The organism is Sphingomonas sp. 179-A 2A2 NHS (assembly GCF_045371305.1).
Taxonomy (GTDB): domain Bacteria; phylum Pseudomonadota; class Alphaproteobacteria; order Sphingomonadales; family Sphingomonadaceae; genus Sphingomonas.
In genome coordinates this window covers 360,883-378,203 of the sequence record NZ_JBIQDE010000004.1, presented here as the reverse complement: position 1 = coordinate 378,203, position 17,321 = coordinate 360,883, and the positions used below count along the sequence as shown (strand labels likewise).

Annotated in this window: 19 protein-coding genes; 8 read left to right on the top strand and 11 right to left on the bottom strand. The window is 67.0% G+C overall.

Going from position 1 to position 17,321, the window contains the following annotated elements; translation table 11 throughout:
- Window positions 1-9: 9 nt before the first annotated feature.
- Entirely contained in the window at window positions 10-1,053 is a 1,044-nt protein-coding gene (locus ACH0AE_RS11295) for a COX15/CtaA family protein (protein WP_294442719.1), read from the top strand.
- A gap of 27 nt (window positions 1,054-1,080) precedes the next feature.
- On the opposite strand, the gene ACH0AE_RS11290 is transcribed toward ACH0AE_RS11295, so the two are convergent.
- The 5 genes from ACH0AE_RS11290 to ACH0AE_RS11270 all read right to left on the bottom strand — a co-directional run bounded on the left by ACH0AE_RS11290 (window position 1,081) and on the right by ACH0AE_RS11270 (window position 5,846).
- Window positions 1,081-1,812 (bottom strand): HAD family hydrolase, encoded by a 732-nt coding sequence (locus tag ACH0AE_RS11290; RefSeq protein WP_294442720.1) that lies wholly within the window; start codon window positions 1,810-1,812, stop codon window positions 1,081-1,083.
- Window positions 1,809-2,729, bottom strand: a complete 921-nt coding sequence (locus ACH0AE_RS11285) for an aminotransferase class IV (RefSeq protein WP_294442721.1) — start codon at window positions 2,727-2,729, stop codon at window positions 1,809-1,811. Before ACH0AE_RS11285 ends, ACH0AE_RS11290 begins: the two co-directional genes overlap by 4 nt.
- A gap of 146 nt (window positions 2,730-2,875) precedes the next feature.
- Window positions 2,876-4,276 carry a dihydrolipoyl dehydrogenase gene (gene lpdA, locus ACH0AE_RS11280; RefSeq protein ID WP_294442722.1) on the bottom strand — a complete coding sequence of 467 codons (1,401 nt, stop codon included), beginning with the start codon at window positions 4,274-4,276 and terminating at the stop codon, window positions 2,876-2,878.
- 3 nt (window positions 4,277-4,279) lie between these two features.
- Window positions 4,280-4,477, bottom strand: a complete 198-nt coding sequence (locus ACH0AE_RS11275; protein ID WP_294442723.1) for a hypothetical protein — start codon at window positions 4,475-4,477, stop codon at window positions 4,280-4,282.
- A gap of 1 nt (window position 4,478) precedes the next feature.
- Window positions 4,479-5,846, bottom strand: a complete 1,368-nt coding sequence (locus tag ACH0AE_RS11270) for a pyruvate dehydrogenase complex dihydrolipoamide acetyltransferase (RefSeq protein ID WP_294442724.1) — start codon at window positions 5,844-5,846, stop codon at window positions 4,479-4,481.
- Between the two features lie 109 nt (window positions 5,847-5,955).
- Between ACH0AE_RS11270 and ACH0AE_RS11265 the strand changes: the two genes are divergently transcribed.
- Entirely contained in the window at window positions 5,956-6,408 is a 453-nt protein-coding gene (locus ACH0AE_RS11265) for a universal stress protein (protein WP_294442725.1), read from the top strand.
- Window positions 6,409-6,461: 53 nt separating this feature from the next.
- On the opposite strand, the gene ACH0AE_RS11260 is transcribed toward ACH0AE_RS11265, so the two are convergent.
- On the bottom strand, window positions 6,462-7,259 hold the full coding sequence (locus ACH0AE_RS11260) for a hypothetical protein (RefSeq protein WP_294442726.1): 798 nt from the start codon (window positions 7,257-7,259) through the stop codon (window positions 6,462-6,464).
- 130 nt (window positions 7,260-7,389) lie between these two features.
- Here ACH0AE_RS11260 and ACH0AE_RS11255 point away from each other — a divergent pair, with 130 nt between their 5' ends.
- A complete protein-coding gene (locus ACH0AE_RS11255; RefSeq protein WP_406875747.1) occupies window positions 7,390-8,697 on the top strand; it encodes a M20/M25/M40 family metallo-hydrolase in 1,308 nt (435 codons plus the stop codon).
- Window positions 8,698-8,818: 121 nt separating this feature from the next.
- On the opposite strand, the gene ACH0AE_RS11250 is transcribed toward ACH0AE_RS11255, so the two are convergent.
- Window positions 8,819-10,012, bottom strand: a complete 1,194-nt coding sequence (locus ACH0AE_RS11250) for an RcnB family protein (protein WP_294442728.1) — start codon at window positions 10,010-10,012, stop codon at window positions 8,819-8,821.
- Window positions 10,013-10,171: 159 nt separating this feature from the next.
- On the opposite strand from ACH0AE_RS11250, the gene ACH0AE_RS11245 reads away from it, so the two are divergent.
- On the top strand, window positions 10,172-10,840 hold the full coding sequence (locus ACH0AE_RS11245; RefSeq protein WP_294442729.1) for a glutathione S-transferase family protein: 669 nt from the start codon (window positions 10,172-10,174) through the stop codon (window positions 10,838-10,840).
- A gap of 3 nt (window positions 10,841-10,843) precedes the next feature.
- Here the strand turns inward: ACH0AE_RS11245 and ACH0AE_RS11240 are convergent, their stop codons facing one another.
- Window positions 10,844-11,326: a GAF domain-containing protein gene (locus ACH0AE_RS11240; RefSeq protein ID WP_294442775.1), complete on the bottom strand. Its 483-nt coding sequence runs from the start codon at window positions 11,324-11,326 to the stop codon at window positions 10,844-10,846.
- Window positions 11,327-11,410: 84 nt separating this feature from the next.
- Here ACH0AE_RS11240 and ACH0AE_RS11235 point away from each other — a divergent pair, with 84 nt between their 5' ends.
- Window positions 11,411-12,721 (top strand): isoprenylcysteine carboxylmethyltransferase family protein, encoded by a 1,311-nt coding sequence (locus ACH0AE_RS11235; RefSeq protein WP_294442730.1) that lies wholly within the window; start codon window positions 11,411-11,413, stop codon window positions 12,719-12,721.
- On the opposite strand, the gene ACH0AE_RS11230 is transcribed toward ACH0AE_RS11235, so the two are convergent.
- Complete coding sequence (locus ACH0AE_RS11230; protein ID WP_406875746.1) at window positions 12,704-13,345, bottom strand: TetR/AcrR family transcriptional regulator; 642 nt, start codon at window positions 13,343-13,345, stop codon at window positions 12,704-12,706. The genes ACH0AE_RS11235 and ACH0AE_RS11230 overlap by 18 nt on opposite strands.
- 171 nt (window positions 13,346-13,516) lie before the next feature.
- On the opposite strand from ACH0AE_RS11230, the gene ACH0AE_RS11225 reads away from it, so the two are divergent.
- Both ACH0AE_RS11225 and ACH0AE_RS11220 read left to right on the top strand, forming a co-directional pair.
- On the top strand, window positions 13,517-14,299 hold the full coding sequence (locus ACH0AE_RS11225) for an SDR family oxidoreductase (RefSeq protein WP_294442732.1): 783 nt from the start codon (window positions 13,517-13,519) through the stop codon (window positions 14,297-14,299).
- A gap of 39 nt (window positions 14,300-14,338) precedes the next feature.
- Complete coding sequence (locus ACH0AE_RS11220; RefSeq protein WP_406875745.1) at window positions 14,339-14,785, top strand: PaaI family thioesterase; 447 nt, start codon at window positions 14,339-14,341, stop codon at window positions 14,783-14,785.
- A gap of 19 nt (window positions 14,786-14,804) precedes the next feature.
- Here ACH0AE_RS11220 and ACH0AE_RS11215 read toward each other — a convergent pair whose 3' ends face one another.
- Window positions 14,805-16,064 carry a glutamate-5-semialdehyde dehydrogenase gene (locus ACH0AE_RS11215; RefSeq protein ID WP_294442734.1) on the bottom strand — a complete coding sequence of 420 codons (1,260 nt, stop codon included), beginning with the start codon at window positions 16,062-16,064 and terminating at the stop codon, window positions 14,805-14,807.
- Between the two features lie 91 nt (window positions 16,065-16,155).
- On the opposite strand from ACH0AE_RS11215, the gene msrB reads away from it, so the two are divergent.
- Window positions 16,156-16,653, top strand: coding sequence for a peptide-methionine (R)-S-oxide reductase MsrB (msrB, locus tag ACH0AE_RS11210; RefSeq protein WP_294442776.1), 498 nt, complete (start codon window positions 16,156-16,158; stop codon window positions 16,651-16,653).
- Between the two features lie 6 nt (window positions 16,654-16,659).
- Here the strand turns inward: msrB and ACH0AE_RS11205 are convergent, their stop codons facing one another.
- A complete protein-coding gene (locus ACH0AE_RS11205; RefSeq protein ID WP_406875744.1) occupies window positions 16,660-17,232 on the bottom strand; it encodes a CHAP domain-containing protein in 573 nt (190 codons plus the stop codon).
- Window positions 17,233-17,321: the final 89 nt, after the last annotated feature.

The following is a 17,321-nucleotide window of genomic DNA, read 5'->3' as shown; positions in this document are numbered from 1 at the left end:
GAGGGCTTCATGCTCCACCCCAGCCCCGGTTTCCGCGTGTCGGCCCAGCCGCAAGCCCTCGTCAGATGGCTGTACTTCGTCGCCTTCCTGATCGTGGCGATGGTGGCAGTCGGCGGCATTACGCGGCTGACCGAATCGGGCCTGTCGATCACGCAGTGGAAGCCGATCAGCGGCATCATCCCGCCCTTGAACGAGGCGCAGTGGATGGCCGAATTCGCCAATTACCAGCGCATTCCGGAATATCAGCAGATCAACCGCGGCATGACGCTGGATGGCTTCAAGCAGATCTTCTTCTGGGAATATGTCCACCGCCTGCTGGGCCGCGTGATCGGCCTCGCCTTTGCGCTGCCGCTGTTGTGGTTCGCGGTCCGCCGCGCCATTCCGCGCGGTTACGGCCCGCGGCTCCTGGTGCTGCTGGCGCTCGGCGGCCTGCAGGGCGCGATCGGCTGGTGGATGGTGGCATCCGGCCTGTCGGAGCGAACCGACGTCAGCCACATCCGCCTCGCGGTGCACCTAACGGCCGCGCTCGTGATCCTTGGCGGCGTCGTCTGGACCGCGCTTGATCTGCGTGATCTCGCCCGCGATCCGTCCGCGCGCCCGGCCGGCCTGCGGCCGCTCGCCGCAGTCGCCCTGCTGCTGCTCACCACCCAGATCGTGCTCGGCGCCTTCACCGCCGGTCTCAACGCCGGGTACGCCTTCAGCAGCTGGCCACTGATGGGCGACAGCTTCTTCCCGGCCAACGTGCCGATGATGCAGCCGGCCTGGATCAACGTGGTCGACAATCCGGTGGTGGTGCAGTTCGTCCACCGTTGGTTCGCCTTCGTCAGCGCCGGCGCGCTGATCGCGCTCGCCTTCGCTGCCCGCCGCCGCGGCGCGGTGAACGCCTGGGCCGCCGTGATCCTGCTTGTCGGGCTTCAGATCGTGCTTGGCATCGCCACCCTGCTCACCGGCGTCCAGATCGCCATCGCGGTCGCGCACCAGGTCAACGCCGCCATCCTGCTGATCGCCGCCGTCGCCGCGGCGCACGCGATCAGCCGCTCGGCGGCCCGCTAACCGCCACTACCGGGGCGCTGCGGCGGCTCAACCGGCGTGAAGTCGATAGCGCGCCAGCGCCTCGTAATCGGCCTGGCACGCGTCGGCGATCCGGGCGAGCGCCTCGGGCAACCCTCCGGCCTCGCCTTCCGGCGAACCGAAGCCCGTGGACGCTTCGACCCGGCCGTACCAGTGCGACGCCCAGATGCCGTCTGCCGCATGCCGGCCCGCCGGCCACGCCAGCATCGCCTTGGTCCAGGCGATCCCCAAAGCCGCACACAGCAACGCCAGCGTGCCGGCCGGATCGCGCAGCACGTCCGCCGCATCCACCACCGGCGGCGCCCGCCCGATCCGCTCCGCCTCGCGCTCGAAGAACGCCCGCTGCGCCGCGACACCCAGATCCTCGGCCGTCACCGCCTCGCGCTTCGCCGCATAGGAAGCGACCATCCGCGCGGGATCGCGGATCAGGAACGCATGGGTCACGCCCGTCAGGTCGTCCGGCGCGATCGGCCCCACCATGTGGTGCGGCATGTGCTTCTGGTACCAGACCGGCTCGCCGCCCGGTGCCGGCCCCGCCAGCGTCGCGGCAACCGAGTGCCAGTCGCAATCCATGTCGGCGATCACCACCTCGCGCATCGGATGGTCGGCGCCGGTCGCCTTCAGGAAGCAGCCGTAGAACGGCTCGTCGCTGACGGCGCAGTCCGGCCGGCTGGAGAAGCTGCGCATCATCGCGGTGGAGATGTTGCGCGGGCCGGACCACATGGCGATGCGAACCGTCACGCGAGTTCGCGCTCCACGGCCTGGCGATACAGGCCCTGCAACCGCTCGACCATCGGCCCCCGCCCGGTGCCGATCACCCGCCCGTCGATCGTCCCCACGGGCGCCAGGCCCGCAAATGTGCCGGTAGTGAACGCCTCGTCCGCGCCATAGACGTCGGTCAGCGAGAAGTTGCGCTCATAGGTCGGGATGCCCGCCGCCTTCGCGGTCTCGACGACGATCCGCCGCGTGATCCCGTCCAGGCAATAATCCCCGGTGGAGGTCCATACCTCGCCATTGCGCACGATGAAGAAGTGCGTCGAATTGCATGTCGCGACGAAGCCGTGCGGATCCAGCATCAGCGCCTCGTCCGCGCCGGCCTGCGCCGCCTGGATGCAGGCGGTGATGCAGTTCAGCTTGGAATGCGAATTGAGCTTCGGGTCCTGCACGTCCGGATAGCCGCGGCGCACATGGACGGTGAACAGGTTCAGCATCCGCGTCGCAGTGCCGGGCGCGGGCGCTTTCCACTCGGGGATGAGGACGATCGTCGCCGGCGAGATCACGACCCGCGGGTCTTGATACGGCGTCGACCGGATGCCGCGCGTCACCATCAGGCGGATGTGGACGCCGTCGCCGGTCATCTCGTTCGCCTCGAGCACCCGCCGCAGCCGCCCGACCAGTTCGTCGCGCGAGATGCCGATGTCCAGCATGATCGCCTTCGCGCCCTGCCACAGCCGATCGAGATGCCGGTCGAGGAAGGCGATCCTGCCGCCATAGACGCGCAGCCCCTCCCACACGCCATCGCCAAGCATGAAGCCCGAATCGAACACCGAAACCTTCGCCTCGGGCCGGGGGAACAGCTCGCCATTCACGTCGATCAGCACGTTGTCGTTGCGCGGATCGGGGGTGAACACATGCGTGCCGGTGGCGTGTTCGGTCATGGTGGTTCCTTGCTAAGACGGTCCGCCTATCCGGTTCGTGCCGAGCTTGTCGAAGCACGGGCCGCAGGCAGATCGCTCAATGGCCGCACTTCGACAGGCTCAGTGCGAACAGTCGGGCGGGGGAGGGCCGCCCCCCCTTTGCCCACTCAAATATGCAGCGGCCGCCCGTAGGCGGACAGCACCGCCTCGTGCATCGTCTCGCTGATCGTCGGGTGCGGGAACACCGTGTTCATCAGCTCCGCCTCCGTCGTCTCCAGCGTCTTGCCGATCGTGTACCCTTGGATCAGCTCGGTCACCTCGGCGCCGATCATGTGCGCGCCCAGCAGCTCGCCGGTCTTCGCGTCGAACACCGTCTTCACGAAGCCTTCCGGCTCGCCGAGCGCAATCGCCTTGCCGTTGCCGATGAAGGGGAAGTTGCCGACCTTCACCTCGTAGCCTGCTTCCTTCGCCTTCGCTTCGGTCAGCCCGACGCTGGCGATCTGCGGCCGGCAATACGTGCAGCCCGGGATGTTGCGCGGGTCCATCGCATGCGGGTGGCCGCCGGCGATCGCCTCCGCGGCAATCACGCCCTCGTGCATCGCCTTGTGCGCCAGCCACGGCGGCGCGGTGATATCGCCGATCGCCCATACCCCATCCACGTTGGTGCGGCAGGCCGTGTCCGTCTTTACGAAGCCGCGATCGTCGGTCGCGACGCCAAGCTCCTTCAGCCCGATGTTCTCGGTGTTCGGTACGATGCCCACCGCGACGATCACATGGCTGAACTCCACCGTCGTCTCCTTGCCGGCCTTGTCCTTCAGCTTCGCGGTCACGCCCTTGTCGCTGACCTGAAGCGCGCTCACCCCGGCGGAGGTCATGATCGTCATGCCCTGCTTCTTCAGCGCCTTTTCCAGGTGCGCCGAAACGTCGGCATCCTCCACCGGCACCAGCCGGTCGAGCATTTCCACCACCGTCACGTCCGCGCCCATGTCGTTGTAGAAGCTGGCGAACTCGATGCCGATCGCGCCCGATCCGATGACCAGAAGCTTCGTCGGCATCTCGCTCGGCGTCATCGCGTGGCGATAAGTCCAGATGCGCTTCCCATCGGCCTTGGCGAACGGCAGGTCGCGGGCCCGCGCGCCGGTCGCGACGATGATGTTCTTGTACTGAAGCTCGCTCGCCTTGCCGTCCTTGTCAGTCACGATCAGCTTGCCCTTACCGGTCAGCTTCCCCTCGCCCATGTGGACGGTGATCTTGTGCTTCTTCATCAGGTGCGCGACGCCCTGATTGAGCTGCTTGGCCACCCCTCGCGAGCGCTTCACCACAGCATCGAGATCCGCGGCGAAGCCTTCGACCGTCAGGCCGAAATCCTTCGCATGGCTCATGTAATGGAACACCTCGGCCGATCGCAGCAGCGCCTTCGTCGGTATGCAGCCCCAGTTGAGGCAGATGCCGCCCAGCAATTCGCGCTCAACGATCGCGGTCTTCAGCCCAAGCTGCGCCGCACGGATCGCCGCGACATAGCCGCCCGGCCCGGAGCCGAGGACGACGAGATCGTAAGTGTCTGCCACAATTCAGTTCCTTGGTTTGCGCGCGGCCTTCACGAGTTCCGGCACGCTCATCACGAACACGGCCAGCATCGTTGCCCAACCCACCGGATCGAGCGAATCTTCGCCCTGCGGATAGGCCCAGACGCCGGCACGGAAGATCGCCAGCGTCAGCGCCAGTCCGGCGGCGAGATGCAACAACTCAACCGCAAGCGCGCGGTTCATGTCAGGCGAGCATCCCCAGCGGGTTCTCGCACAGCTGCTTGAACGCCTGCATCAGCTGCGCCCCGTCGGCGCCGTCGATCGCGCGGTGGTCGAAACTGCCGGTCACGCTCATCACCGTCGCCACACCCAGTGCATCATCGACGATATAGGGGCGCTTCTCACCGGCGCCCACCGCCAGGATCATGCCCTGCGGCGGGTTGATGACCGCTTCGAACTGCTTGATGCCATACATGCCCATGTTGCTGAGCGAGGCGGTGCCGCCGGTGAATTCCTCCGGCTTGAGCTTCCGGTCGCGCGCGCGAGCGGCAAGATCCTTCATCCGCGTCGAGATCGACGAGAGCGACGCCGTATCCGCTTCGGCGATCACCGGCGTGATCAGGCCCTCGGCGGTCGACACCGCGACCGAAATGTCCGCACGCTGGAAGGTGATCAGCTCGCCCGGCGTGTACATGACGTTGCACTTGGGCACCTGCACCAGTGCGACGCCCAGCGCCTTGATGAGAAGGTCGTTGACGGAGAGCTTCACGCCGCGCGCTTCCAGGCTCGCGTTGAGCTCGCTGCGCAGCTTCAGCAGCTTGTCGAGCTGCACGTCCACCGTGAGGTAGATATGCGGCACCTGCTGCTTCGATTCGGTCAGGCGGCGCGCAATCGTCTTGCGCATGTTGCTGAGCTTGGTCTTCTCGTGCGGCACGTCCGGGATCTGCGCCGGCGCCGTGGGCGCAGCAGCGGCGGCAGTCGGCGCGGCAGCGGCCGCCTCGGCGGCAGGCGCAGCGATGCCCGGCTGCGCGCCTTCCACATCGGCCTTCACGATCCGCCCGTTCGGGCCCGATCCGGTAAGCGCCGCCAGATCGACGCCCTTCTCGGCGGCGATGCGGCGCGCCAGCGGGCTTGCCTTTACGCGCTCGCCATCGGCACGCGGCGTTTCAGCACGCGCCTGCGCCTGCGTCTGCGTCTGCGGCTGCGCTTGCGCCGCGGGCTGCGGCTTCGCTTCCGGCTGCTTCGTCTCGGGGTTCTGCGGCGAAACCGGCTCGCCCGTCTCACGATCCACCGGGGCGTCGACCTGCTTCTTCGGCTCTTCCTTGGCAGCAGCCGGCGCGGCGGCTGGCGCGCTTTCGGCCACGCTCTCGCCTTCCTCGGCCAGCACCATGATGACCTCGCCGACCTTCACGCCGTCGGTGCCCTCGGCGACGGTCAGCTTCGACACCACGCCTTCGTCGACCGCCTCGAACTCCATCGTCGCCTTGTCGGTCTCGATCTCGGCCAGCAGATCGCCCGATCTGACGGTGTCACCTTCCTTGACCAGCCATTTGGCCAGCGTGCCTTCCTCCATCGTCGGAGAAAGAGCAGGCATCTTGATCTCGATCGGCATGAAGGTCCTCGAACTTGTCCCGGGGGGAGGGTCCCTGTCTCTCGCGCCGTGCCCTTGCGCGGTCAACCCCGCAGGCGGATAAGCTGGCGCCAACGAGGGGCCGACAGCAATGCGTATTTACCTAACCGTGATCGACGACACGCCCGAGGCGGAGATCGCGCTGCGCTTCGCCGCGCGCCGCGCGGTGAAGACGGGCGGCGGGGTCGAGATCCTCGCGCTCGTCGAACCGCAGGAGTTCATCGCCTTCGGCGGCGTGCAGGCAACGATCGAGGAAGATGCGTTGCGCTATGCCGAGGCGCTGGTCGCCCGCGCCGCCGGTACGCTGATCGAGGAATCGGGCCTTCGCCCCGCCATCACCGTTCGCCAGGGCGAAGGGCCAAAGATCATCAGGGAGCTGATCGCCGGCAACCCGCAGATCGCAGCGCTCGTGCTTGGCGCCGCGGCGGACGGTGCGCCCGGCCCGCTCGTCACGCACTTTGCGGGTGAGGTCGGCGCCCTCCCCGTGCCGCTGATGATCATCCCCGGCAGCCTCGACCGCGAGGCGATCGACCGGCTGAGCTGAGCGGCGGCGGCACCCTCCCCGGCCGGATCACCGACCGGGAAGGAACGCCCACCTCACTCCTTGGTGGCGACCAACGTTCCCTTCGACCCGTCCCGCGGATCGGTCCACGCCACGTTCAGCGTCTTGCCGTCCGCTGACACGTCATAGGTCGTCACCTGCGTGACCTTGCCGTTCTGCATGTCGGTAAGTTGCAGCCGGTTCGGCGCCAACAGCGCGGCCTTGGTCATCGTCTTGCCCGGATCACCGACGACCGGCGCATAATCGCCGCCCAGCTTCGCTTCCAGCGTCTCGCCCATCGGAGACGTCATCCGCAGTGTGTCACCGTCGACGTTGAACGTCGCGCGCAAGGCGTTGTCGGTCACGTTGATGGAAGCAGGATCGGTCTTCCACGCACCGGAGATCAGATGCGCTCCCGTCACCGGCGCCCCGACACGGGTCTGGACCGTCTTCTGCTCCACCTGCGCGCCCGCGGCGTTGTTGGTATTCATCGCCGTCACCACGGTCGACATCCCGTCAGCGGAAACGACGCGGCGGTTCTCCCCCACAACCTTGCCATCCTTGCGGAACTGGAACGTCACCGTCTGCGGGTCGACCGCCTTGATCGCGAGCTCGTCCCAGTAAGGACGATCCGGCACCGCATGGAACGCGCCGTCCGCCTTCACAGTATAGGCGCTCGGCATGCAGGATTTACACGAATAGCTACCATCTTTCAGCGTGAATTCATCCGGCTTCACGTCCATCACGGATGATTTCGGGTTGAGCTTCCACGTTCCGCTAAGTGGGCTATCGGCAAAGGCCGGCGTGGCAGCCAGCAACGCACTGCCAAGCAGCGCCGCAAACATCTTCTTCATCAGACTTCCCCCCAGTATAATAAATGACAACGCGCACTGGCGACCATTCATTATTTGCCTACGATACGGTAATCGGCCACCGCGTCAAATGAACCTTGTCTGATCACGCAATTGCCGCCACCAAGCCGGCATGATCCGCATTTCGCCCGCCGCCATTCCCTTCGCCACCCTGCTCCTCGCCACCCCTGCTGCAGCACGCGACACGCCCTCGCCCGATCGGTTGCGTGGCTCGGTGGAGAAGCTCGTCTCGTTTGGCACCCGCCACTCGCTTTCTTCGGCGACCGATCCGAAGCGCGGCATCGGCGCCGCGCGCAACTGGGTGGCGTCCGAATTCGAGCGCATCGGCGCGGCCTGCGGCGGTTGCATCACGGTCGAGCGCCTGCAGCGCCGCTTCGTCAACGCCCGCGCGCCCAACGGCGTCGTGATCGAGGACGTGCTCGGCATCCAGCGCGGCACCGATCCCAACCGCTTCATCATCGTCGGCGGCCATATCGACAGCCGCGTCAGCGACGTGATGGACGTGACCTCCGACGCCCCCGGCGCGAATGACGACGCCAGCGGCGTTGCGCTGGTGCTGGAGGCCGCGCGCATCCTGTCGAAGGAGAAGTTCGCCGCCAACATCGTCTACGTCGCCTTTTCGGGCGAGGAGCAGGGCCTGCTCGGCGCCACCTTGCTGGCCGAGACCGCCAAGGCGCGCGGCTGGCAGGTCGATGCGATGCTCAACAACGATATCGTCGGCAATTCGATCGGCCAGAACGGCCTGCGAGTCGCCGATCGCGTGCGCGTCTTCTCCGAAGGTGTCCGCGCCAGCGAAAGCCTGGCCGAGGCGATGGAGCGCCGCGCCATCGGCGGCGAGGACGATGGCCCCAGCCGCGCGCTGGCCAAGGCGATCGACGGCATCGCCGATACGCTGCCCGGCAAGTTCGACGTCTTCGTCGATCGCCGCCCCGATCGCTTCGGCCGCGGCGGCGATCATGAACCGTTCCTGCGCCAGGGCTATCCCGCCGTCCGCTTCACCGTGGGTGCCGAGAATTGGGATCGCCAGCACCAGGATCTGCGTACCGAGAACGGCCGCGTCTATGGTGACACGATCGAAGGGATGGACTTCCCCTATCTCGCGCGCGTCACGGCCATCAACGTCGCCACGATCGCGCAGCTCGCCGCCGCCCCCGCCGCGCCGGCGGGCGTCAGCGTCGCCGGAGAGCTGACCCGCGACACCAATGTCGCCTGGCAGCCGGTGCCCGGCGCCACGCGCTACAAGATCCACTGGCGGCGCAACGACAAGCCGGCCTGGACGGACGATCGCGAGGTTGCCGGCGCGACTCAGCTGGTGCTGAAGGAAGTCTCGGTCGACGATCACTTCTTCGGCGTCTCGGCGATCGGCCCCAACGGCGCGGAGAGCATCGTCACCTTCGCCGGCCGCGCGCCTCGCCGCTGAGTAAATAGGAAAGGCGCCGTACCGCAGATCGCGGAACGACGCCCCCTTGCCCCCCGACAAGCTCGTTTCCGGGATCAGCCGCGGCTCAGCCGCCGCGACATCGCCCGTCTAATCGTCGCGCCTAACGCGCGCCCCGGCGCGAGCGCGTGTACGTCACGGCATCGTCCCAGGTTTCGGTCGTGGTGGTCGTCACCGTCGGCTGGCTCTGCACCGTCACCGTCGTCACGCTGGTGCCCGGATAATAATAACCGTTGGCATAATAGCCCGGCGTCGCCTGCGGTCCGCTGGTGGTCGTCGTGGTGACGACGGTTGTCCCCGGGCCGGCCGTCACGATCGGCGCGGGGGCGGAGGGCGCCCGCGTGCCGATTGCCGGCATGGGTGCCGATCCCGGCCCATAAGCCGGCGGCGGTGACGGCGCACGCGTGCCCACGGCAGGCATCGGATATCCCGCACCATAAGCCGGTGGCGGCGGCGGCGGCGCACGCCGGCCGCGGTCGGCCGACTTTTCCACCGCATATCCGGTCAGCGCGCCCACGCCGCCGCCGATCAGCGCCCCGCCCAGCCGGTCGCCCCGTCCCGCGATCGCTGCGCCCGCGACGCCACCGATCGCCGCGCCCACTGCTGCGCCGGCAACGCCATTGCTCTCGCGCGGATAATCGTAAGGCGCACCGGCGCGTGCCGGCGGCGGCGGAGAAGAGGTATAGCCACTATAGCCGGGCAGATTGCCGTCATCGTAGAAGGTGTAGTCCACGCCTTCCGGATCATATTGATCCCAGTCGATCCCGCCGATCGTGTCGTACACGGCGCCGCGATCATCGATCAGCACCGCGTCATTGTAATAGCGGGACCAGGTATAGCCGACGGGCGGCTGCGGCAGGCCATATCCCGCCCAGTCGTTCACATACCAGCGCGGCGCGATCCAATAGCTCGGCAGCGTCCAGCCGCGCACCGGCCGGTGATAGGCGCCCCAGCCGCCAGGCGCGCGCGCGCCGCCCCACCAGCGGCCCTGGATGCGCCCGCCCCAGCGCGGGCCGTTGGCGCCGGGCCGGCCATTGTTCCACCCCGCCGGGCGCTGCGGTCGCTGCCAGTTGCCCGCGCTCGGCGTTGCAGTCGTCGTGGTCCAGGTGCGCCCGTTCTGCGGCTGCGGGGCGCTCACCGGCCGCGGCGTCGCCACCGGCCGTGTCGGCGCCGGCGTGGCGGCGGCGGGCGTGGTGGCGGCAGGCGCCGGACCGCGAACGACCACCCGTTCCTGCGCCGTCGCGCCGCTGGCGATCGCCATCGACACCATGGCAGTGGTGACCAACAGGTTTCGCATCAATTCGCCTCCCGAAATGCACGGTGGACCGCGCCGCACCCGCTATTTTAACCTTTTACTTACCATTGGGTTCGGGTGCTCGCCACCGCCGTACCCGTCCCGAATTGGGGCGCGTCCTGCGAAGAGACACCCCGCCGGGGGACGACAGGAACGCTCGCGATGACGATCACCATCACCGCTTTTGCCGCTTCGCCCGACAAGGGCCGGGGGCAGGCGCGCGACATGCGCGCTCGCTGGGCGCTCGAAGAGGTCGGCCAACCCTATGACGTCAGGCTGCTGTCCTTCGCCGCAATGAAGCAGCCGCCGCACCGCGCGCTCCACCCCTTCGGCCAGATCCCCACCTTTGAAGAGGACGACGTCGCCCTCTTCGAATCCGGCGCGATCGTGCTGCACGTCGCGCAGCGCCACGCCGGCCTGCTTCCGTCAGAGGGGGCCGGCCGTGCCCGCGCGATCAACTGGATGTTCAGCGCGCTGAACACGCTCGAGCCGCCGATCGTCGAACTGGAGATGGCGCATCTCCTAGAGGGCGATCGCCCGTGGGCGGCGGAGCGCCTGCCAATGCTCGAGGAGCGGGTCGACCGCCGCCTCGGCGAACTCTCCGCCTGCCTCGGCCGCCGCGCCTGGCTGGAGGACGCCTTCACCGCAGGCGATCTGCTGATGATCACTGTGCTTCGCCGGCTGGAGGGCAGTCACCTCCTCGCCCGCTTCCCCAGCCTCGCCGACTATATCGCACGTGGCGCGGCACGGCCCGCCTACCGCCGCGCCTTCGACGCGCAGCGCGCCGTGTTCCTCGAAACTTTGCGCGCGGCGGACGCCGGCGACCGCTGATCCTCAGCCGATCCGGTCCGCGAGCAGCGCCGCGATCCGCTCGCCGCCTTCCGCATCCGCCGCATCGAAGCGGCCGGGCAGCGGGCTGTCGAGATCGAGCACGCCGATCAGCCGCCCCTGCTTCACGATCGGCACCACCAGTTCGGACGCGCTGGCCGCATCGCACGCGATATGTCCTGGGAAGGCGTGGACGTCCGCCACCAGCTGCGTCTCCAGCGTCGCCGCTGCCGCGCCGCAGACGCCCTTGCCGATTGCGATGCGGATGCACGCCGGCTTCCCCTGGAACGGCCCGAGCACCAGCTCATCGCCCACCAGCCGATAGAAGCCCGCCCAGTTCAGGTCCGGCAGATACTGCCACAATAAGGCAGCGGCATTGGCCATGTTGGCGATCGCGTCTGGCTCGTCTGCGGTCAGCGCGTCGAGCGCCGAGAGGATGTCCCGGTAAAGCTCTGCCTTGTCGTCGGCGGCGATGTCGAACTGGTACATGGCGGCGGATGTAGGAGCAGCCGCCACGCTGCGCGAGCGCTTCTTTCACGCGATCCTTACGATTGTGCGCTAGGGGCACGGTGCATGTACCAGGATGCCACTTTCGCGAGCGCCGAGCGGGCCGACTCACGTCCCGCCTCCGCGGTGTCGCACGGTGTCGGGCTGGCGGGGCTCGCCGGCGTCATCGTCTGGATCGCGATCGCGCGCCATTACGGCATGGACGGGCCCTATGCAGCGCTGGTGAACCTCCTCGCCTGCGGCATCCCGATGGTGCTGTGGTCGCTCCTCGTCGACAAGGTGCACCGCAACCCCTCCACGGGCATTGACTGGGCAAACGCCCGCCCGCTGCGCGAAACGATCGACATCAGCCTCATCAAGCTCGTCGGGCTATGGGCAACCTGGGCCGCGATCGCCCTCATCTACGCCACCGGGCGCTTCTATTGGGAAGGCAATTTCCAGTTCGCCATGTGGTGCTTCGGCACGGCGGCACCCTGGCTGTTCCTCGTCTCCATCCCCTATGTCATCTGGTTGGATCGCCGGCTGGTCGATCCGCGCGACGGCGCCTGGGCGTTCGGCGCATGGCTGACGCACACCGGCACCGCGGAGCCGGAGGTGATCTACAATCACTTGCGCGCCTGGGGGGTGAAGGCCTTCTTCCTCGCCTTCATGCTGGCGATCGTGCCGCCGGGCTTCGGTGATTTCGTGCGCACGCCCACCTTCGGCATCCTCGCCGATCCGGTGGCCCTGGCGCAGTGGCTGATCACCTTCATGTTCGTGATCGACGTCGCCTTCGCCAGCGTCGGCTACATGCTGACGATGCGCCCGCTCGATGCGCATATCCGCACCGCCAATCCTTATGCTGCCGGGTGGATGGCAGCGCTCATCTGCTATCCGCCCTTCCTGCTGATGGATACCGGGGGCCCGCTCGACTATCATCCCGGCACCGCGGAATGGACCTATTGGCTGCAGGGCCACCCGCTGCTGCTGGCGCTGACCGGCGCGGTGCTGGTGGTGCTCACCGGCATCTATGCCTGGGCGACGGTCGCCTTCGGCCTGCGCTTCTCGAACCTCACCAACCGTGGCATCCTCACCCACGGTCCTTATGCATGGTCACGCCATCCGGCGTATCTCACCAAGAACCTGTTCTGGTGGATCTCGACCATCCCGATCCTGTCGACGGGCTCGCTGGTGGACGCGGCACGCGCGACGATCATCTTGGGCGCCGTCAGCGGTATCTATTACTGGCGCGCCCGCACCGAGGAACGGCACCTGCTCGCCGATCCCGCCTACCGGGAATACAGCGCATGGATGGATCGCAACGGCGCGGTCCCGCGCTTCTTCCGCCTCATCACCGGCCGCGGCGAACCAGCGGCCTCATCAAGCGCCGCCGTCTGACGCCGCCAGTTCCAGCCGCCGCTTGATCTCCTCACGCGACGCGGCAAGCTGCGTGGCCGCCATATCGCCACCCAGCGCCCGGGCAAGCGCCATTGCGCCTACCATCTCCGCCAGAACGGACGCCGCGAGCGCGTCCGGCTCCGGGAGCCCCAGCGTCGCAAATGACTTCGCCAGCGCTCCGCGAAAGGCGATGATCCCCTCGCGAAACCGATCCCGGGCCGCCGCCGGCATGCGCATCGCTTCCCCGCTCAGCGCGGGCAGCGGACATCCCCGGTCCGCGGCCTGCAGCAACTCGTCCGACAGATAAGCGTCGATCAACGCGGCGAGCCCACGGGCCGCATCCTCCTGTCCCAGATGCTGTCTCAGGATCTCCGCCGAATCGCGGAACATGCGATCGACCGCGTGGCAGACCAGGTCATCCCGGTTCTCGAAATGGGCGTAGAAGCCGCCATGCGTCAGCCCGGCGCGCTTCATCAGCGCAGCGACCCCGATCCCGTCAGAACCGCGCTCCCGCATCGCACTGGCCGCTTCATCCAGGATTCGGGCGCGGGTCCGGTCCTTCGCCGTCATTTCGCCAGCCATTCCGCTGCCATCACGCGCCACGCCTATCACATCAAACTCCATCGGCTTCCATTGTCGCCCATCGCAAACCGCTTTTCGACCGCCATTGTACGCCCCGTGAGGGCACCGCCAAGTTCGCCATACACAGGTATGACTCGACAGATGATGAGCATCATATAATATGACGGCCATCATATACGAGTATGCGATACGCTGCTCGAAGGAGAACGAGCCATGGCTCAAGGCACTGCACTCATCACTGGCGCCTCCACCGGCATCGGCGCCATCTACGCCGATCGCCTAGCGAAACGCGGCTACGATCTCATCCTTGTTGCGAGGGATTTCAGCCGCTTAGAAGCGGTTTCTGGCAAACTACGCGCGGAAGCCGGCATCAACGCCGAGGTTCTCCAGGCCGATCTTGCCGATCGCACTCAACTTGCCCGCGTGGAACAGCGGATCACCGCCGACGAGACGCTGACGATGCTCGTCAACAACGCCGGTATCGCATTCGAACGGTCCCTCATCGATACGCCGGTTTCGGCGGTCGAACAGTTGATCGCCATCAACGTCACCGCCCCCACCCTCTTGGCCCGCGCGGCCCTGCCGGCCTTCGTCGCCCGCAACCGCGGCGCGATCATCAATCTCTCCTCTACGATCGCCCTGGCGCCGGAGGCCTTCGAGGCGACTTACAGTGCCACAAAGGCTTACATCCTGAACTTGACCCAGGGCCTCAGCCGTGAAGTCGGCGACAAGGGCGTCCACGTTCAGGCCGTTCTGCCCGGCGCGACCCGCACCGAGATCTGGGAGCGATCGGGCAAGGACGTGAACGCCTTCCCCGCTGAAATCGTCATGGATGCCGGCGAATTGGTCGACGCAGCGCTGGTCGGTTTCGATCGCGGCGAGACCGTCACCATCCCGCCGCTGCCGGACGAGACCCAGTGGCAGGCCATGCAGTCAGCCCGCCTCGCCATGGCACCGGGACTGTCCCGGCGCGACGTGGCCTCGCGGTACCGCTGAACCTGTGGGCTTTGCACCAAACAGACGAAGGATTTGTCGATGCATGAGGAAGCGGCCGAGCTGGATGGTCTCGCACAATTGCAGTCCATGCTAATGGCCGGGCAGCGCCCGCCAATGAACCAACGGATGAACATCGATCTTGTCGAGGTGACGCGCGGCACCGCCATCTTCGAAGGCGAGCCGGACGGCAGCGTCTTCAATCCGCTCGGATCGGTCCACGGCGGCTATGCGGCGACCTTGCTCGACAGCGCCTGCGGAGTGGCGGTCCACTCCCAGATGCGCCCTGGCCAAGGCTACTCCACGCTCGAACTGAAGATCGCCTATCACCGCGGCCTCTCCGAGAAGAGCGGCCGGGTGCGCGCCGAAGGCCGGATCGTCTCCATGGGTCGTCGGGTGGCCTTCGCCGAAGCAACGCTACACCATAGCCAGAACAAGCTCTGCGCCACCGCCACCTCGACCTTGCTGATCTTTGACCTGCCCCGCTGAACGACCAAGAAGTGGTGGATCAGCCGCGAACCTGCCCTGTTCCGCGGCCGATCCACTTGTAAGTGGTCAGTCCCTCCAGCGCGACCGGCCCGCGCGCATGCAAGCGCCCGGTGGCAATCCCGATCTCTGCGCCCAGTCCGAACTCGCCCCCGTCTGCAAACTGGGTGGAGGCGTTCCACAGGACGATCGCCGAATCCACTTCAGCCAGAAAGCGCTCCGCGACGGCCTGATCCTCAGCAACAATCGCGTCCGTGTGGTGGGAACCATGACGCGCGATGTGATCGATCGCGCCGTCCAGCCCCTCAACAATCGCGACCGCGCAAAGGGCGTCGAGATACTCGGTGTCCCAGTCGGCCTCCGAGGCTAGCGTGGCGCCGGTGAGCGCCGAAATGCGCGCGTTTCCGCGTACTTCGCAGCCGGCGTTAGCGAGCGCTGTGACCAGCCGTTCGGGCTCGGCGAAAGCGGCGTCGATCAGCAACGTCTCCATCGCACCGCAGATACCGGTACGGCGCATCTTCGCGTCGACAACGATGCGCTCCGCCATCGCCGGATCGGCCGAACCATGGACGAAGACATGGTTGATGCCGTCGAGGTGCGCGAGCACCGGCACCCGCGCTTCCGCTTGCACGCGGGCGACCAAGCTCTTGCCACCGCGCGGTACGACAAGGTCGACCGCGCCCTCCGCCGCCAACAACGCCCCGACTGCGGCGCGGTCAGTGGTGGCGACACGCTGCACCGCGCCGGCGGGTAGGCCCGCGGCTATCAACCCTTCGCACAGCGCCTCGTGGATTGCGGCGTTGCTCTCGACCGCTTCGGATCCACCGCGGAGGATCACGGCATTGCCGGACATGACGCAAAGCGCCGCTGCATCCGCAGTCACGTTCGGGCGGCTCTCATAGATGATGCCGATAACGCCGATCGGGACCCGGACTCGCGACAGAACCAAGCCGTTGGGCCTGGTCACCGTGTCGATCACCTGGCCGACGGGATCAGCGAGCGATGCGACCGTCTCAACTCCTGCCGCCATGGCGGCCACTCTTCCAGCATCAAGCCGCAAGCGATCGAGAAGCGCGCCACTCAGCCCAGTCGCTTCGCCGCGGGCAACATCCACGGCATTGGCAGCGATGATCCTGTCCGCCGCGTCGCGCAGCGCCGATGCAGCGGCACGGAGCCCAGCGCGGCGCTGATCCGTGGTTGTGCGAGCCAGGTCGTGCGCGGCGACACGTGCACGAGCAGCCATGCCCGCAATCATCGCGGCGGGGGAGACAGTGTCCAGCATGGTTGCAAGCTTAGCACGCGAGTTGCGGCGGCCGCAGCAAATTCCCCTATGCGCCACTGTCTGCCGCGCTTGCGAAGCTTATATTCTGAAGATGGACCATCTGATTGATCGCCGCCGCGCCCTGATCGCGCTTGGGAGCGGCACCATCGCGGCTGCGGTCAGCGCGTGCGGGGCTGATCCCGCTCAAGCAGCGTCGGAGAAATTTCCGTTTAGGCTGACGGACGCGCAGTGGCGGTCCAAGCTACCGCCCGCTGCCTATGATGTGCTTCGCAAGGAAGCGACCGAACGGCCCTATTCGAGTCCGAACAACGACGAGAAACGAGCCGGTACCTTCCTGTGCGCCGGATGCGCGCAGCCCCTGTTCTCGTCGCGAACCAAGTTCGAAAGCGGCACAGGTTGGCCAAGCTTCTGGGCGCCGCTCGCCAATGCGGTCGCTACCCGCCGTGATAGCACGCTCGGCATGACACGGACGGAAGTCCACTGCCGCCGCTGCGGCGGCCATCTGGGCCATGTATTCGACGATGGGCCCAGGCCCACCGGCAAACGCTATTGCATGAACGGCGTGGCGATGACCTTCCGCCCCGCCTGAGCGGGCTTACGGCTCGATCGTCACCGCGCCCTTCATCGGGACTGACGCCGATGTGGCAATCGCAAGGTTCGCGATGCGGGTCTCATCTGCGTCGGATCCGCCGATGGTGGGCGTACCGGCCGGTGTATGGTCTGAATAGATGAAGCCGTTGGTGGGATAATCGGAAGTGCCGAGCCCGCCCTGCGGCGCATACCACACCTTCACCATGCTCCAGTCACCGTTCGGCGACACGTCGATCGCGCGCACGTCACGCTCGATGCCACCGCGGCGCGACCAGTTTGCATGGGTGAGCAGGATCTCACGATCACTCACCACGCGGCTGACCATTGCGACATGTCCGACGCGCATGCGGCGCGTGGCCTGGAAGGAGAGGACGGCGCCGACTTTCGGCTGGTTGCCCCGCTCGTAGCGGCCCGCGGCCTGACCCCACCAGGTGTTGGCATTGCCGCGGATCTGGATGCCCGAGATTTCCCGAGCATAAGGCGCGCATTGCCAGAACTGGGCATTGGCGCCAGTAGCGGTCATCAGGCCGCACGATAGCACCAGCGCTGCACGCGCCGTGAACTTCTTGAACTGCACTGCGACCCCCCGGTCACGAAGTTGACTGTTGCAGTGCAGCTACGAAGGTCAGGAAAAAATACCAAGCCGCGGGGGAACCGAAACCGGTG

Coding starts and splice junctions, on each gene's coding strand:
- ACH0AE_RS11295 (WP_294442719.1), top strand. CDS start 10: ATGCTCCACCCCAGCCCCGGTTTCCGCGTGTCGGCCCAGCCGCAAGCC.
- ACH0AE_RS11275 (WP_294442723.1), bottom strand. CDS start 4,477: ATGAACCGCGCGCTTGCGGTTGAGTTGTTGCATCTCGCCGCCGGACTG.
- ACH0AE_RS11270 (WP_294442724.1), bottom strand. CDS start 5,846: ATGCCGATCGAGATCAAGATGCCTGCTCTTTCTCCGACGATGGAGGAA.
- ACH0AE_RS11255 (WP_406875747.1), top strand. CDS start 7,390: ATGATCCGCATTTCGCCCGCCGCCATTCCCTTCGCCACCCTGCTCCTC.
- ACH0AE_RS11230 (WP_406875746.1), bottom strand. CDS start 13,345: ATGGAGTTTGATGTGATAGGCGTGGCGCGTGATGGCAGCGGAATGGCT.
- ACH0AE_RS11250 (WP_294442728.1), bottom strand. CDS start 10,012: ATGCGAAACCTGTTGGTCACCACTGCCATGGTGTCGATGGCGATCGCC.
- ACH0AE_RS11240 (WP_294442775.1), bottom strand. CDS start 11,326: ATGTACCAGTTCGACATCGCCGCCGACGACAAGGCAGAGCTTTACCGG.
- ACH0AE_RS11260 (WP_294442726.1), bottom strand. CDS start 7,259: ATGAAGAAGATGTTTGCGGCGCTGCTTGGCAGTGCGTTGCTGGCTGCC.
- ACH0AE_RS11285 (WP_294442721.1), bottom strand. CDS start 2,729: ATGACCGAACACGCCACCGGCACGCATGTGTTCACCCCCGATCCGCGC.
- msrB (WP_294442776.1), top strand. CDS start 16,156: ATGGACCATCTGATTGATCGCCGCCGCGCCCTGATCGCGCTTGGGAGC.
- ACH0AE_RS11235 (WP_294442730.1), top strand. CDS start 11,411: ATGTACCAGGATGCCACTTTCGCGAGCGCCGAGCGGGCCGACTCACGT.
- ACH0AE_RS11220 (WP_406875745.1), top strand. CDS start 14,339: ATGCATGAGGAAGCGGCCGAGCTGGATGGTCTCGCACAATTGCAGTCC.
- ACH0AE_RS11215 (WP_294442734.1), bottom strand. CDS start 16,064: ATGCTGGACACTGTCTCCCCCGCCGCGATGATTGCGGGCATGGCTGCT.
- ACH0AE_RS11265 (WP_294442725.1), top strand. CDS start 5,956: ATGCGTATTTACCTAACCGTGATCGACGACACGCCCGAGGCGGAGATC.
- ACH0AE_RS11245 (WP_294442729.1), top strand. CDS start 10,172: ATGACGATCACCATCACCGCTTTTGCCGCTTCGCCCGACAAGGGCCGG.
- ACH0AE_RS11225 (WP_294442732.1), top strand. CDS start 13,517: ATGGCTCAAGGCACTGCACTCATCACTGGCGCCTCCACCGGCATCGGC.